This is a genomic window from Chromatiales bacterium (genome assembly GCA_014323925.1).
Taxonomy (GTDB): Bacteria; Pseudomonadota; Gammaproteobacteria; order Poriferisulfidales; family Oxydemutatoraceae; genus SP5GCR1.
In genome coordinates, this window is sequence record JACONC010000002.1 from 151309 (window position 1) to 167074 (window position 15766).

The window sequence follows — 15766 nt, forward strand, 5'->3', positions numbered from 1 at the left end:
TAATCCGATTAGTCTAAACTTCGCTATAATAGGACATAATTAGAACAAGAGGATAATTTTAATGCCTATTTACGAATACCTTTGCGATGCTTGCGAAGAGCGCGTCGAAATATTGCAACAAATATCAGAGCCGCCTCTACGAGAGTGCCCTGTGTGTCATAAAGCAACCCTTAAAAAACTAGTCTCAGCAGCAGGTTTTAGATTGGCTGGGCAGGGCTGGTACGAAACTGATTTCAAAACAAAAAATCAGCGTAATCTGGTAACTACGCAAGAACCAAAGCCTGATACGGCTAAAGGCAAAGATGCTAAAAAGGCAAACACCGTTAGTTCCGGCGATGTTAATAGCAAAAAGTCGACCGCCACTAAAAGTGATAAGCCTAAGCAACAAAGCAATAAAGCACCAAAACCTTAAACTAGTTAGTCGTTGACATGCGTAGTCATTATTGCGGAGAAATAGACCGACATTTAATCGGACAAGAAATAAGCGTTTGCGGCTGGGTCAATCGCAGACGAGACCACGGCGGCGTTATATTTATAGACTTGCGCGACCGCGCAGGTTTATTGCAGTTAGTTGCTGATCCTTCCAATGCTGAAGTTTTCCTAACTGCCGAAAAGATACGCAACGAATTTGTGCTACAAGCAAAAGGACACTTACGTTGCCGACCGGCCGGCACCGAAAACCCGGAGCTCAAAAGCGGAGAAGTTGAATTACTGTGTGAATCTTTGATTATACTCAACAAAGCTGATACTCCGCCATTCCAACCAGAAGACCACGATGTAAACGAAGAGATACGGCTACGCTACCGTTATATAGATTTGCGTCGCCCGCAAATGTTCGCTAACCTCAAGATGCGCGCCGAAATTTTCAAAACCTTACATACCTTTTTGGATAAACATGGATTTATTGAAATTGAAACACCAATTTTAACCCGTGCAACACCTGAGGGGGCGCGCGATTACTTAGTGCCTAGTCGCGTACACCCACAAAGCTTTTATGCATTGCCGCAATCCCCTCAACTGTTTAAGCAGCTATTGATGATTGGTGGATTGGATCGCTACTATCAAATGCCGCGTTGCTTTCGCGACGAGGACTTACGTGCCGACCGTCAACCTGAGTTTAGTCAACTGGATATAGAAACTTCCTTTATGGATGAGACTGCTATTATGGAATTGATAGAGCAGATGTTAAAGCATCTGTACAAATGCGTGCTTGATGTAGAACTGCCGGACTTCCAGCGCATGCGCTATGCCGATGCCATGGCGCGCTACGGCTGCGATCGCCCAGACTTACGCGTTCCACTGGAGCTGACTGAGTTAACCGATTTAATGTGTGATGTAGAATTCAAAGTATTCTCGCAACCTGCCAAAGACTCGGCTGGACGGGTGGCAGCATTAAAAATCCCACAAGGAGGGCGGCTAAGCCGTAAAGAAATAGACGATTACACCGATTATGTCGCTCGTTTTGGTGCAAAAGGACTGGCCTATATTAAATGCGAAGCTATCGCATCAGGCAGAAAAGGGTTGCAATCCCCGATCTTGAAATTTCTCTCTGACGATGTGATTACACAGATTATAGAACGCACTGAAGCACACGACGGCGATCTGATATTCTTTGGGGCTGCACATAAAAATATAGTCAACGACTCGCTAGGAGCATTGCGCGTCCGAATTGCTAATGACCTGCATTTGCTAAACAAAGACTGTGAGTGGCAACCGTTATGGATTATCGACTTTCCAATGTTTGAATATAACTACCAAACCAAGCGGTGGGATTCCATGCACCACCCTTTCACCGCACCAGCATTAGACGCCGAACTGTCTCCAGAAAATCTCAACGTTTGTTTATCGCGCGCCTACGATGTGGTGATAAACGGCGTAGAATTAGGCGGCGGTTCTATACGCATACACGAGCCAACTACACAGCGTAAGGTATTTAATATCTTAGGCATAAATGATGCCGAAGCCGAAGAAAAATTTGGCTTTTTGTTAAAGGCACTAAGCTACGGTTGCCCACCGCATGGCGGTATTGCATTTGGCTTGGATAGGATCGCAATGTTGATGAGCAAAAGCAAATCCATCCGTGATGTCATTGCATTTCCTAAAACACAGAGCGCATCGTGCCCGCTCACCGACGCACCAGCCTCAGTAGCCGCAACGCAATTAAAGGAACTCCATCTAAAGCAGAGTAAATAGAGCGGCATCTTTGATAACATCGTCAAGGTTTATAAGATAAGAAGCCGTGTAACCTGCCGACTATCGATGCAGCATAGCGCAGAGCTTGCTTTCCGCGCAAGCGTAGAATTTCTATTAAAATCCCTGCTGCAGGCTTTATCAGCGCCAATAGCGAATGCTTAATCGCCCAGATCGGCTTAATTCGTGAGTGCTTGCGCAACATTGCGCCGCGCCCCATACCATAAGTGTAATGCCTGCGTACCCATTCTCTTAACTGCATCTTATCGGCATCCAAACGCGGGTGTAATACCGCATGTTCAGGGTGATACAACAGCTGGCAACCATGTCCGAGCATGCGTAACACCCAATCAGTTTCCTCACTGCCACCGTATCGTCCACCAGTACCCAAACATTCATCCAATAATCCAACCTCGGATAAAATACTCCTTTTAACGACCATCACACCTAAGCAGCAATGGTAATTATCGAAATTGATACGCTGCGGTTGGTTGTACGAATAACGCAAATAAGGTTTGCCGTCTTCTAGGTTAATACAAGCACCGCAGATAGCATCATATTGCGGATAGTCATTAGTAATCTTATCTACATTGCTTAGCGTATCCGTCTTAAAGCGCATATCAGAATCGGCCCATACTAAATAGTCTCCATTCGCATGGTTAAATGCTAAGTTGCGCGAACGGGCAACACCAGTGCCTTCCATACGAAACCATTGACAGGGACCTCGCGTCACCTTAAGCGGTTCTCCTTTAATGTCCGATTGATCAACGATAATCGTCTCGAAAGGCTCCGTATAACTTTGCTGTTCAATCGTCTCCAGTAACTCTTTTAATTCCGAACGATTATTTCTCACTGGGATAATCACAGAAAATTTCATAAGCGAAAAGTCTTTGATTGTTACTTTAATTATGTTTATCTAAGTATAGAATTATGCAGGTGTTTATAATACAACATTAAAACAAGTTAATTCTAAAGTAATATCATCAAACATGCATATGGGGGAACAGGAGCATTTATACAAACGTCCGGAATCGGTACTCGTTGTAGTCTATACGCAAGAAAATGAAATTTTAGCGTTGCGGCGTAAATACCCGGACTATTTTTGGCAATCAGTAGCCGGCAGCTTGGAATGGGATGAAACTCCGATACAAGCCGCACGCAGAGAACTCTGCGAAGAAACTGGCTTATCCGATATCAGTACATTAGTCGATCACCATACTTGCAACGAGTTTTTAATTTATCCTGTTTGGCGACATCGTTACGCTCCGGGTGTTATATCTAATAAAGAATATTTATATAGCTTGAAAATAAAAACACGGTGTCGCATCGTACTGGATGAACGAGAGCATAGCGAATATCGCTGGCTTTCGATACCCGAAGCTATATTGCGTATTAATTCTCATACCAATAGAGATGCAATTAGTAATATTATCAACTCTGCCTGATGCTAGGTGTATAGTGGTAGTGCAGCTATTAAACTGATAAACTAAGTATTCAATTTACCATACAACATAACAAAAGGAATTTTCTATGGCTGGGCACAGTAAATGGGCAAATATACAACATCGTAAAAAGGCCCAAGATGCCAAGCGAGGCAAACTATTTACTCGTTTAATCCGTGAAATTACTGTGGCCGCACGGTTGGGTGATATAAACCCGGAAAGCAACTCTAGATTGCGTCTGGCTATAGATAAAGCTATTGCTGCGAATATGCCCAAAGACAGCATCGAGCGAGCTATCAAACGAGGCTGTGGTGAGATAGAAGGCGCGGTGTACGAGAACATCAACTACGAAGGTTACGGGCCTGGTGGAGTTGCGATATTGGTAGAATGCACGACCGATAACAAAAACCGCAGTGTCTCGGAAATACGCCACGCTTTTGCCCGTTTCGGTGGTAATTTAGGCACTTCAGGTTCAGTCTCCTATTTATTCAAACAGCACGGTGTACTCAGTTATCCGCCCGACCTTGATGAGGAAGCAATTCTAGAAGCAGCAACTTTAGCCGGTGCAGATGACATAGAAAATGAGCATAATATAGAGATTTTGACTAAGCCGGAAAATTTACTCAAACTCAAACAAGCGATGACTGCATCAGGATACGAACCAAACTCCGCAGAGATAGAAATGCGGCCGACTGACCTAGTGCCACTGAACGGCAGCGACAGCGGTAAATTAATAAATTTGTTAGAAGCCTTAGAGAATTGCGATGATGTCCAAAATGTTTATTGTAACGCCGGTTTTACAGATACAACTATAAACGACGGTACGGGATAATAATGCAGCGTATATTGGGCATAGATCCCGGTTCGCTCTCTACCGGCTATTCAGTTATAGAAAGCAACGGTAGCGCAAATCGCTACATCACCAGTGGTCAAATTAAGCTCTCTTCTTTAGGTTCTATAGAACGTCTAGCGGGGATTTATGATGGTGTCTGCGATATCATAACTTCTTATCAACCTGCAATGATGGCCGTAGAAAATGTGTTTATGTCTAAAAATGCGGATTCGGCACTCAAACTTGGTCAAGCACGAGGTGTTGCGATCTGTGCTGGCGTCAAAGCCGGTCTCACGGTACACGAATACAGCGCACGCTTTGTTAAAAAGACCATAACCGGTAACGGTGCGGCTGATAAAAATCAGGTCAAATATATGGCCTGCCGTCTGCTCGGCATTATGGAACGGCATCAAAACGATGAAAGCGATGCGCTCGCCATCGCCTTATGCCATGCTTTTGCAATGTCAATGGATAAAATACTCAAGGCACAACAATGATTGCTCGTCTAATCGGTGAATTGATTCTAAAATCACCACCCTATCTGCTGATTGAAGTCGGCGGCATAGCTTATGAATTGCAAGCGCCGATGTCGACCTTCTATAAACTCCCAGAAATCGGTGAGCAAGTTATTGTACTAACCCATCAGGTTGTACGAGAAGATGCGCACACGCTATACGCTTTTATCAACGAATATGACAAAGCCTTGTTCAAAGAACTACTTAAAGTACGCGGTGTCGGTGCTAAAATGGCATTGGCGATACTCTCTAGCATGGAAGAAAATGTGTTTAGGCAATCAATAGAAAATGAAGATGTGGCAACATTATCCAGGTTGCCGGGAATAGGCACGAAGACCGCACAAAGGCTCATCGTTGAAATGAAAGATCGCTTCAAGGATGAGTTCTGGCAAACGCCTGAGACCGCTGCTGCAAACACTTCTAGCGACCAATCACAGCCCGCATCCAATGCTCTAGTAGCACTGGGCTATAAGCCGAGTGAAGCAAGAAACTTGATTAAAAAGGTACGCACCGAAGGTAAGACGGTAGAAGCAATTATCCGCGAGGCACTACGATTAAAAATTTAAATACGCATACCAACCTAAAAAATGGATAATGAAACAAACAATGCGTTGCTGAGCGGTCAACAAAATATCGATGAGATACAAAGCGACGATGATGTACGCCCTCGCCGATTAAAGGATTATATAGGGCAATCCACGGTAAAAGAGCAAATGGACATATTTATTACCGCAGCCACCAGTCGTGGTGACGCATTAGACCATGTGTTGATCTTCGGGCCACCAGGTCTGGGCAAGACGACACTCGCCCACATTATCGCTAACGAAATGAGCGTCAACCTTCGGCAAACCGCCGGACCTATCTTGGAAAAAGCCGGCGATCTCGCTGCCATATTAACCAACCTAGAACCTAAAGAGGTATTATTCATTGACGAGATTCATCGCCTAAGTCCAGCAATAGAGGAAATACTCTATCCGGCAATGGAAGACTTTCAAATAGACATCGTTATAGGTGAGGGACCTGCGGCACGATCTATAAAACTTGATTTACCACCATTTACTCTAGTTGGTGCTACCACGCGCACTGGATTGTTAACCTCTCCTTTGCGAGATCGTTTTGGTATAACCCAGCACTTGGATTTTTATCGCACCGAAGAACTTGCGCAAATCGTAAAGCGCAGTGCGCGTATCATCAATACAGATATAGATGAAGCCGGCGCACTTGAGATTGCCCGCCGCTCGCGCGGCACACCGCGCATCACTAATCGTCTGCTACGCAGAGTACGAGATTATGCACAAGTCAAAGCGAATGATGCCATCAATCAGGTAGTTGCAAACAAAGCTCTCAGTATGCTCAATGTAGATAGACATGGCTTTGATGCAATGGACCGCAAGCTGTTAGAGACTATCATAGAAAAATTCTCTGGCGGGCCGGTCGGTATAGACAATTTAGCTACTGCAATTAGTGAGGAGCGCGGCACTATTGAAGATGTGATAGAACCCTTTTTAATACAGAGCGGATTTCTCATCCGCACCGCACGTGGGCGACTAGCTACCCAATCCGCATACCGCCATTTAGGCTATGAAATCTCTCCTTCAGCCCCGCAAGCCGCCGACCCTAAGCAAAGCCTATTCTAATACAAATCCGCGAACACCAATTCAATAACGACAACAAATCCAGTCTATATAAATCTTATCCAGCCACAGCACAGTTTCGTATATGGGGTGAAACAAGCCTTAGAATAGGGTATCATAGGCAATGAAAAAAGAACTCCCATAGATATATGTTAATTAATCAAACCTGAAGGAGAATTAAGTATATGCAATCTGAAATCGGTTTCTTTTCTTTGATTAGCGAGGCTACTTTCATAGTACAGCTGGTCCTCCTAGTACTGATAGTAGCTTCAGTTTTGAGTTGGAGTGCAATCATTGTGAAATGGCGGGAATTCCGTCGTATAAAAATGCAAGCCGCCCGATTTGAGGAGCGTTTTTGGTCAGGCATGGAATTAAGCGAACTGTATAAAGAAATTAATGAGCAAGAGCAAGAAGGTATGGCAAAAATATTCTATAGTGGATTTAACGAATACATACGCTTACATAAACAAGACTCGTTGTCGCCGTTGGCGATCGCGGATACTGCAGTGCGCTCTATGAAAGTTGTATTAGCCAGAGAAGTTGACAACTGGAACAAGCATTTGAATTTCCTATCAGTGGTTGCTTCGACCTCTCCGTATGTTGGTTTGTTCGGTACTGTTTGGGGCATTATGCATGCCTTTCTGGCATTACAAGATGTTCAACAAGCAACGCTTTCTCTGGTTGCTCCCGGAATTGCCGAAGCGTTGGTGGCAACGGCACTAGGATTATTTGCTGCGATTCCCGCAGTCATTGCATACAATCGTTTTAGCGAGCATAGCAACCTATTGATTTCCCGCTACGATAACTTTATAGAAGAATTCACCGCAATACTGCATCGGCAAATCCTGCATAAAAACAATTCGTAATAATGAGAACACTACAACGCAATAAAGCCATTGCCGAAATTAATGTAGTCCCGTATATAGATGTCATGCTAGTGTTACTGATTATCTTCATGGTTACAGTGCCGCTGATACAACAAGGTGTGGAAATAGAGTTACCGGAAAGCAATAGCGAGTTACTTCCGCAAGATAGCGAACAAGAACCTTTGATTATCACCGTTGATACGGTCGGTAATTTTTTTATTAATCAAGGTTCGCGTGCCAATCAACCCTTGCCAGAGGAGACTCTAATCAGAGAGGCTACTATCTTGCTGGAACAAAATCCTGATGATACGGTCTATGTGAGAGGTGACCGTAATGCACCGTACAAACATGTGATGAAAGCGATGGTTGCATTACAAAAAGCTGGAACCGCAAAAATAGGCTTGGTCACCCAACCGATTGCCGAGTAACCGATGCGCAAACGGCGCAATATCTATATAAGTTCTACAGTAATCTCAGTATTACTGCATCTGTTGTTTTTTTCGACCGTTGCAATTTCCCTTAAGACCTGTACCGCTCCCGCTTCGATAACAGCACAACCACCGCCAACCGTCCCTGAGAGCATTGATGCCGAAGTGATTACACAGCAAGAGATTAATACATATTACGAGCGCAAACAGCAAGAAGCATTGGTAAAAGAACATGCCCTGCAGCTTGAAAGAGAAAGGCAGGAACGCGCCCGACGGCTGGCCGAAGAACAAAAACAAGCTGAACTGTTGAAGCAAAAGAAATTACAAGAACAACAGAAAAAGCAGGAAGAAGCTCGTCTAGAACAATTGCGTGCAGAGCAACAAGAACAGCAAAGGCAAGCTGAATTAAGGCGTAAAGAACAAGAGCGTATAGAAAAAGAACGACTAGCCGAAGAACAAAAACGACTAGAGGAAGAGCAAAAGCGCATCGCCGAAGAAAAAAGACGGCTGGAGGAAGAGCAAAAGCGCGCCGCTGAAGAAAAAAGACGACTGGAGGAAGAAAAGAGAAAGCAGTTAGAAGAAGAACAGCGCCGCCTGGCTGAACATAGAAAAAAAGAAGAAGCCGAACGATTGAAGATGCGCAAAAAACAAATCGCAATTTGGCAACGACAATACGAACAAATGATTCGCAATAGTGTCGAACAACACTGGAAAAAACCCCCGACTAGCATCAAGGGCGGTGAATGCATATTGAAAATACGCCAAGACCAGCAAGGTGCTATATTGAGTGTCAACTTTATACGCTGCGAAGGTGATAAATTATTCGTCCGTTCAGTAGAAGAAGCAGTATGGAAAGCTAACCCTTTTCCTACCCCTCCTTCGGCGGATGTATTCGCATCAGAGATAGAATTTACCTTTAAGAGAGATTACTGATTATGTGCGCACGATGTAAGATAACAATATTGCTTATATTATTTTGTTTTTCTACCAATGTACAAGCCCAATTGAAAATAGAAATAACCGAAGGTGTAGTCGGTGGTGTGCCGATTGTAGTATTACCTTTTGTAGGAGAACCCACGAATGTGCCACGTAATTATAGTGAGATTATTGCATCTGATTTAGCATACAGCGGTTTATTTTATATCTTAGATAATCAAAACTTTTCTGAACTTTCAACGCCCAATGATAAGATCAACTACGCCGATTGGTTGGCCAACGGCGCCGAAAAGATAATATCAGGTATCGTTGATGACTCCACATTAATCGTCCGCTTAGACGATGCTGTCAAAGAAAGCACAACTAAAGAATGGAAGTTTAGCCTTAAAGATAATCTCATTAAAACCGTTTCACATTATGCGAGCGATTTAATCTACGAAGAACTTACCGGCATTGCCGGGATTTTCAGTACGCGCTTGGCATTCATCAGTTCGGATAGACTAGGACCTAAAGAACGCAAATTCTATTTGAACATCGCCGACGCTGATGGCTGGCATGCGTCTGCCATCTATACTTCGGACGCTACACTGATGTCGCCGACTTGGTCCCACGATTATAAACGTATTGCATATGTATCCTATGAGAATAACGAAGCGCAGATATTTTTACAAGTATTAAGTACTGGACAGCGCAACAATCTATCCGAAATAATAGGTTCCGCTTATGCACCTGCTTGGTCTTCTGACAACAATAGATTGAGCTTTGTCGCGTCACGCAACGGCAACTCTGATATTTATACTTATCGTTTTGATAACCAAGAAATCACTCAAGTAACCCGAAGCCTTGCAATAGACACTGAACCCGCGTGGATAGGAAATGATGCCTTGGTGTTTACTTCAGACCGTAGCGGATCTCCACAGTTATATAGCGTATCTCTAAGCGATGGTGAAATCACACGTTTGAGTTTTGAAGGTAACTATAACGCCGATGCGGATGTATCCACCGACAAAACCAAACTTGCTTACATCAGTCAGCGAAGCAACGGATTTTCCGTAGTAATACGCGATTTAACGGATGATAATGAACTCGTGTTGAGCTTCGGTGGTCTTGACGAAAGACCTCGCTTCGCACCCAATGGACATCTACTAAGCTACATTACAACGCAAAATGGCAAATCGGCAATCGGACTATTAACCATTGACGGTGCTTTAGGAGAACTCATTCCCGTTGAAGCCAATAACATCAGAGGCATTGCTTGGTCCCCGCTAATACAGCAATGACTATACAGCCTCGCAGTAAAAATATAACGCGCAAATGCTTGCTTTTGGTAATAGTATTATGCATAAACATCTATGTAAATGTATCTGCACAAGAACAAAATAATCCTTTACTCACCGAAGTACTTGATACGATCGATCAATTACGGAATGAAGTAAACGAACTGCGCAATCAAAATGAGATAACACAATATAAGCTACAAACCTTCCAAGAGAATCTGGATGAACAACTAATGGACATTATGCCAACAACATCTACCGTGCCGCTGAGGTCCACCAAAGTAGATAGCGCAGCGAATACCCAGATAAAAAAGTTGACCAATAACATGCAGAAACTAGAGCGAGAAGTTAACCGAATGAACGGACGCTTAGATAAACTCGCACGCGCAATAAGGACATTGGAAGAAAAAGCACCGCAACCATCTGCCCCTCCTGCTACCGAAACTGAGCAAGCTAACATCACGCCTCCTTCCGATACTGCACCAGCCATTAAAGAAAAAGCAATTCCTATAAAACCTAAAGAATTGTCAGACCGCAATGAATACGCCGCTTACAGCCGCGCAATCAGTGCATTAGACCGTGCCGATTACACGCGACTGCGCGACAACCTGAATCGATTCCTACAGGATTATCCAAACGGAAGTTATGCTGACGATGCTAGCTATTGGGTTGCCGAGTCATATTATGCTGAAGGTGATTTAGACCTGGCCCAGTCGTATTTCACGCAACTGCTCGAAAATTACCAAGATAGCGAGAAACGAGAATCCGCACTACTAAAAATTGCCTATATACGCCTTAATAAAAAACAATGGGAGGCTGCTCGCAATGTCTTAGAGCTTTTGCAAAACGAAGCCGAAGACGAACAAATAAGTAAACTAGCATCTGATCAACTGAAGCAGTTAGAAAGCAAAGGACGCTGATTGATGATTCCATCCGAGGCGCTGAAAATCAATGAGATTTTCTACTCTCTGCAAGGTGAGTCTTTAACCAGCGGTATACCGACTCTGTTCATTAGACTGACTGGTTGTCCTTTACGCTGTCGTTATTGTGATACCGAATATGCTTTTAGCGAAGGTAAGTGGGTAACTATAAACGATATTATCAAACACACTGAAGAGAGCAAAGCTGACTATGTTACGGTAACCGGCGGTGAGCCGTTGGCTCAAAAACGCTGCCTCAATTTACTACATAGATTATGCGATACAGGCTATCTGGTGTCTTTAGAAACCAGCGGTGCGCACGATATATCGGCAGTAGATAAACGCGTAACTATCGTGATGGATATCAAAACACCTGGTTCTGGCGAAGCCAAGCGCAACCGCTACGCCAACATCTCTCAACTAGATGCAAAAGATCAAGTTAAGTTCGTCATTTGTGACCGCAAAGACTACGACTGGGCTAAATCACTGCTCCAAGAACACGCACTGCACCAAAAATGTAATGTGCTTTTTTCACCGGCATGGGAAAAACAAAACGCTGGCAAACTTGCCGAGTGGATACTCACTGATGGACTTCCAGTACGAATGCAACTGCAGTTACACAAAATCCTCTGGGGAGACATACGCGGACGGTGAATACTCATTTTCGGTCTAGTGCTGTAGTATTACTGTCGGGCGGACTGGACTCAGCAACAGTGTTGGCAATCGCAAAGCAACAAGGCTATCTTTGTTATGCACTTAGTTTTGACTACGGACAGCGACACGCAGTAGAACTTGCAGCGGCAAAACGGATTGTGAAGTTTATGGGTGTAAAAAAACACCTTATTTTCTCTCTACCGTTAGATGCAATAGGTGGTTCCGCTTTAACCGACCCGGCACTCGTAGTTCCTACTACACTGCAAGATGAGAACAATCCGGAGGATTCCATCCCTGCTACTTATGTGCCAGCGAGAAACCTAATATTTTTATCTATTGCATTGGCGTGGGCAGAGAGCCTAAATATTGATACCATATTTATTGGTGTAAATGTGATAGATTATTCAGGTTATCCTGATTGTCGCTTAGGATTTATAAATGCTTTCAGGGAAATTGCTAAATTAGCAACCCGAAGCGGCATACAGCAAAAAAAAATCAGTATAAAAACACCTCTAATATCCATGCGTAAATCAGAAATTATTGAATGTGGAACTAAACTGGGGATAGACTATTCGCTAACTGTCTCGTGCTATCAAGCTAACGACGAAGGTAAAGCCTGCGGGGTATGCGATGCTTGCCGCTTTAGACAGCAAGGCTTCAAAGAAGCTGGCATTGCCGACCCTACTTGCTATTACTAAAAAACAGTCTACTAGAAAGATATGATTATCTCGCACAAGCAAAAAGTAATATTTATAAAATTAGCGAAAGTTGCAGGTACCTCATTTGAGATAGCGCTTGCCAAATACTGCGGTGCCGACGACATTATTACGCCTCTCAATAGATCAGACAAAGATGTTAAAGGGTTTGGGTACAATGCTGCACAAAACTATAAATCTCCTTAATACTGGCCGTCATATAGAGCCAAGCTAGAGGCGATCCTAAGTAGATAAACACAAAACACTACTTAGCAATTATTATCTCTAGTCATGTTCATTCTTTACGCATAGATTTCCACGCCGTCCTTAGGTAGTCGAGCATAGATATTAAGGTGAGTATTGCAGCGAAATATAGCAGTATTACACCGACTTGATTTATATTTATACCCAGTACCGGATAGTGCCACAACAACACACCAATGGCAATAGCTTGCGCAATGGTTTTCAACTTAGCGATAGCGGATACTGCCACCAAAGATCTTTTACCTATTTCTGCCATCCACTCGCGCAATGCACTCACTGTGATTTCTCGTCCGATAATAACCAGTGCTGGCAAAGTAATAATAATGTCCTGCTCGCGGCCGACAATCAACACTAAAGCAGTACTGATTACCAACTTGTCGGCTACCGGGTCAAGGAATGTGCCTAAAGCACTTTGTTGCTTGAAACGTCTTGCCAAATAACCGTCCAGCCAGTCGGTCAACATTGCAACTACGAATATCAATGTGCAAAGGTATAAACTCCAACGATACGGCAAGTAAAAAAACACTATCAATAAAGGTATTGACAGAATACGCGAGAAGGTCAGGATATTAGGTATTTTTGCGTTCATGTTGCTGCTACTTCACATATTCTTCGTGCAATGTCCGGTATACCGACTCCGCTATTTTCAGACTAATACCCGGCACTTTCTTGAGTTCCTCTACGCTAGCTTTGTTGACACCTTGTAGTCCACCAAAATAGCGTAACAAAGACTGGCGGCGTTTGGCCCCTAACCCTGCTATATCCTCAAGCATAGATCGCCGTCTTGCTTTGTCGCGTTTTCTACGGTGGCCACCAATAGCAAAACGATGTGCTTCGTCTCGTATCTGTTGTATTAAGTGCAGTGCTGGTGAGTCTGGCTGCAATTTCATCTCGATGTTTAACTCGCCATTTATCAATGTTTCTAGTCCTGGTTTACGCTCCGCGCCTTTAGCAATACCAATGATGGTAACATCGGCTAACCCCAGTTCCGCTAAAACTCTTTGTGCTTCACTGGTTTGCCCTTTACCGCCGTCAACAAAAAGGACATCAGGTATTTTACCGCCTTCGGACTTAACGCGCGTGTAGCGTCTTTTCAGCACCTGTCGCATAGCTGCGTAATCATCTCCTCCGGTAATATCATTGATGTTGAACCGCCTGTAATCTTGCTTAAGTGCGCCGTTTTGATCAAATACAACACAAGCCGCAATGGTTTTTTCGCCCATTGTGTGGCTAACATCAAAGCACTCCATACGAGTAGGTAGTTTTGATAAATTGAGTGCCTCTTGCATACTCTGCAAACGCTTGTGCATACCAGTGCGCGATAATAATTTGGCTTGTAATGCAATATCGGCGTTCTTAATAGCCAGTTCCAGATATTTTTTCTTCTTGCCATGTATCGCTCGACTAAGCAGTTTCACTTTGCGATTGGATTTGTCACTTAACATTGCCGCTAGCGTTTCTTGATCATCTGGTTGATGACTGAAAATAATCTCGTTCGGAATAGGGTGCCGGAGATAATACTGCCCGGCAAATGTAGTGAGCAATCGCACGATATCTATATCGTTGTTCGGTAGGGTCGGATAAAAAGCCTTATTACCTATGTTCATTCCACCGCGGATATTGAATACTTGCACGCAAGCGTGTGTTTCTTTAATGTTGGCAGCGATAATATCGGTATCCCCGCCGTCACCAGTAATGAGTTGCTGATCAGAGACTTGGCGCAAAGTTGCGACTTGATCCCTGTAGTGCGCTGCTTCTTCATAATTCAAGGATTGAGCGGCTTTATCCATACGATTAATCAAAGATTCAATTAGGCTACGACTATTACCCTTTAAAAATTGCACTGCGTACGATAATTCTTTTCGATAATTTTGTTGGCTGATATAGCCCACACAAGGTGCACTGCATCTTTTGATTTGATATTGTAAGCAGGGACGCGTCCTATTTTTGAAATATGAAGGCCTACAAGTGCGTAGCTTAAACAACTTTTGCAATAGATTGAGCGTCAATCTAACAGCAGAAACACTAGGATAGGGACCGTAGTATTGCTCGTTACTGTTACGAGCGCCGCGATAAAAAGCAATGCGCGGAAATTCCTCGGCATCTGATATATAGATATATGGGTAACTTTTATCGTCGCGCAATAACACATTGTAACGCGGCTTATACTTTTTGATTAGGTTGTTTTCTAATAGCAATGCTTCAGCTTCGGTGCGAGTCACAGTGATGTGAATGTTGGCAATTTGATTAACCATACTTTTGGTTTTATACGATAAGCCATGTTTTCTAAAATACGATGCGATACGTTTTTTGAGATCTTTGGCTTTGCCTACATATAATCGCTCACCGTCGGCGTTCAGCATTTGATAGGTACCCGATACATGGGGAAGGGCAGCTATAAATTCCTTGGCATCAAACTTGCTATCCATATATACCTTGATGATCTCTGTCGTTATTTAATTGGCTGACATTAGTTTAGCAATCTTTGCAAAAATTGCTTCAAATTGGCGCTTGTTCAGCCGCCCAGTTTGTATGTTATAGCGGCTACAATGATAGCAATCTACCAACCTTACACGGGCGGGAAGCGTATGTATTGCACCGTGCTTAAAAGTGTATGCTGATTGCTTCAAGCCGTAGGCGCGCACGATAGCTGAATGTGCGATATGTCCTAATGCGAGGAGGATGGCACCAAATTGCAACGCGCGTATCTCTGCTCTCAAAAAACGATTGCAGGCCTTAATTTCTTCAAGATTGGGTTTGTTATCTGGTGGCAGACATTTCACTGCATTGGTGATTCTGCAATTTTTTAGTTTTAATCCATCTTTGCGAGAAGTCGACACTGGTTGATTACTAAATCCATATTTATGAAGCGTTTTATAAAGCAGTAGACCAGCGTAGTCACCGGTAAAAACTCTACCGCTACGATTAGCTCCGTGTTTACCAGGAGCTAAACCGACAATCACCAAATCGGCACGCTCAGCTCCCAAAGGCGGCACTGGCGCACAGTGGTAATCGGGATATATTTTTTTTGTCTGCTTCAGATAATCGGCAAGACGGCTACAACATCGGCAATTAGAATTAAAATAGCGAGACATGGCGCCGGGTATGCGATA

The 15766-nt window shown here is 43.7% G+C and carries 18 protein-coding genes; 14 read left to right on the forward strand and 4 right to left on the reverse strand.

Translation table 11 applies throughout. The features are described from left to right. Window positions 1–61 precede the first annotated feature (61 nt). Window positions 62–412, forward strand: a complete 351-nt coding sequence (locus tag GDA45_01600; protein ID MBC6413618.1) for a zinc ribbon domain-containing protein — start codon at window positions 62–64, stop codon at window positions 410–412. 17 nt (window positions 413–429) lie between these two features. Next, window positions 430–2193, forward strand: a complete 1764-nt coding sequence (gene aspS, locus GDA45_01605) for an aspartate--tRNA ligase (protein ID MBC6413619.1) — start codon at window positions 430–432, stop codon at window positions 2191–2193. Between the two features lie 22 nt (window positions 2194–2215). Here the strand turns inward: aspS and GDA45_01610 are convergent, their stop codons facing one another. Continuing rightward, window positions 2216–3067: a glycosyltransferase family 2 protein gene (locus GDA45_01610; GenBank protein ID MBC6413620.1), complete on the reverse strand. Its 852-nt coding sequence runs from the start codon at window positions 3065–3067 to the stop codon at window positions 2216–2218. Between the two features lie 118 nt (window positions 3068–3185). Here GDA45_01610 and nudB point away from each other — a divergent pair, with 118 nt between their 5' ends. From nudB to queC, 12 genes are all read left to right on the forward strand, one after another. Beyond that, window positions 3186–3635, forward strand: coding sequence for a dihydroneopterin triphosphate diphosphatase (gene nudB, locus GDA45_01615; protein MBC6413621.1), 450 nt, complete (start codon window positions 3186–3188; stop codon window positions 3633–3635). A gap of 85 nt (window positions 3636–3720) precedes the next feature. Continuing rightward, on the forward strand, window positions 3721–4464 hold the full coding sequence (locus GDA45_01620) for a YebC/PmpR family DNA-binding transcriptional regulator (protein ID MBC6413622.1): 744 nt from the start codon (window positions 3721–3723) through the stop codon (window positions 4462–4464). 2 nt (window positions 4465–4466) lie between these two features. Continuing rightward, on the forward strand, window positions 4467–4961 hold the full coding sequence (gene ruvC / locus GDA45_01625) for a crossover junction endodeoxyribonuclease RuvC (protein ID MBC6413623.1): 495 nt from the start codon (window positions 4467–4469) through the stop codon (window positions 4959–4961). Beyond that, complete coding sequence (gene ruvA, locus GDA45_01630) at window positions 4958–5545, forward strand: Holliday junction branch migration protein RuvA (protein ID MBC6413624.1); 588 nt, start codon at window positions 4958–4960, stop codon at window positions 5543–5545. The genes ruvC and ruvA overlap by 4 nt, the downstream gene beginning before the upstream one ends. 21 nt (window positions 5546–5566) lie before the next feature. Further along, entirely contained in the window at window positions 5567–6616 is a 1050-nt protein-coding gene (ruvB, locus tag GDA45_01635; protein ID MBC6413625.1) for a Holliday junction branch migration DNA helicase RuvB, read from the forward strand. 182 nt (window positions 6617–6798) lie between these two features. Next, window positions 6799–7479 carry a protein TolQ gene (gene tolQ / locus GDA45_01640; protein ID MBC6413626.1) on the forward strand — a complete coding sequence of 227 codons (681 nt, stop codon included), beginning with the start codon at window positions 6799–6801 and terminating at the stop codon, window positions 7477–7479. Window positions 7480–7481: 2 nt separating this feature from the next. Beyond that, entirely contained in the window at window positions 7482–7907 is a 426-nt protein-coding gene (gene tolR / locus GDA45_01645) for a protein TolR (GenBank protein ID MBC6413627.1), read from the forward strand. Window positions 7908–7910: 3 nt separating this feature from the next. Beyond that, entirely contained in the window at window positions 7911–8840 is a 930-nt protein-coding gene (locus tag GDA45_01650) for a TonB C-terminal domain-containing protein (protein ID MBC6413628.1), read from the forward strand. A 2-nt stretch (window positions 8841–8842) separates the two neighbouring features. Continuing rightward, window positions 8843–10123, forward strand: a complete 1281-nt coding sequence (tolB, locus tag GDA45_01655) for a Tol-Pal system beta propeller repeat protein TolB (GenBank protein ID MBC6413629.1) — start codon at window positions 8843–8845, stop codon at window positions 10121–10123. After that, a complete protein-coding gene (locus GDA45_01660) occupies window positions 10120–11040 on the forward strand; it encodes a tetratricopeptide repeat protein (GenBank protein MBC6413630.1) in 921 nt (306 codons plus the stop codon). Before tolB ends, GDA45_01660 begins: the two co-directional genes overlap by 4 nt. Window positions 11041–11043: 3 nt before the next feature. Beyond that, complete coding sequence (gene queE / locus GDA45_01665) at window positions 11044–11694, forward strand: 7-carboxy-7-deazaguanine synthase QueE (protein ID MBC6413631.1); 651 nt, start codon at window positions 11044–11046, stop codon at window positions 11692–11694. Continuing rightward, entirely contained in the window at window positions 11691–12392 is a 702-nt protein-coding gene (gene queC, locus GDA45_01670) for a 7-cyano-7-deazaguanine synthase QueC (protein ID MBC6413632.1), read from the forward strand. Before queE ends, queC begins: the two co-directional genes overlap by 4 nt. Before the next feature lie 292 nt (window positions 12393–12684). Here queC and pgsA read toward each other — a convergent pair whose 3' ends face one another. The 3 genes from pgsA to GDA45_01685 are packed head-to-tail and all read right to left on the reverse strand — an operon-like array spanning window position 12685 to window position 15748. Further along, entirely contained in the window at window positions 12685–13242 is a 558-nt protein-coding gene (pgsA, locus tag GDA45_01675) for a CDP-diacylglycerol--glycerol-3-phosphate 3-phosphatidyltransferase (protein MBC6413633.1), read from the reverse strand. A 7-nt stretch (window positions 13243–13249) separates the two neighbouring features. After that, window positions 13250–15082, reverse strand: coding sequence for an excinuclease ABC subunit UvrC (gene uvrC / locus GDA45_01680; protein ID MBC6413634.1), 1833 nt, complete (start codon window positions 15080–15082; stop codon window positions 13250–13252). A 27-nt stretch (window positions 15083–15109) separates the two neighbouring features. Next, window positions 15110–15748: a uracil-DNA glycosylase gene (locus GDA45_01685; protein ID MBC6413635.1), complete on the reverse strand. Its 639-nt coding sequence runs from the start codon at window positions 15746–15748 to the stop codon at window positions 15110–15112. Between the last annotated feature and the right edge of the window lie 18 nt (window positions 15749–15766).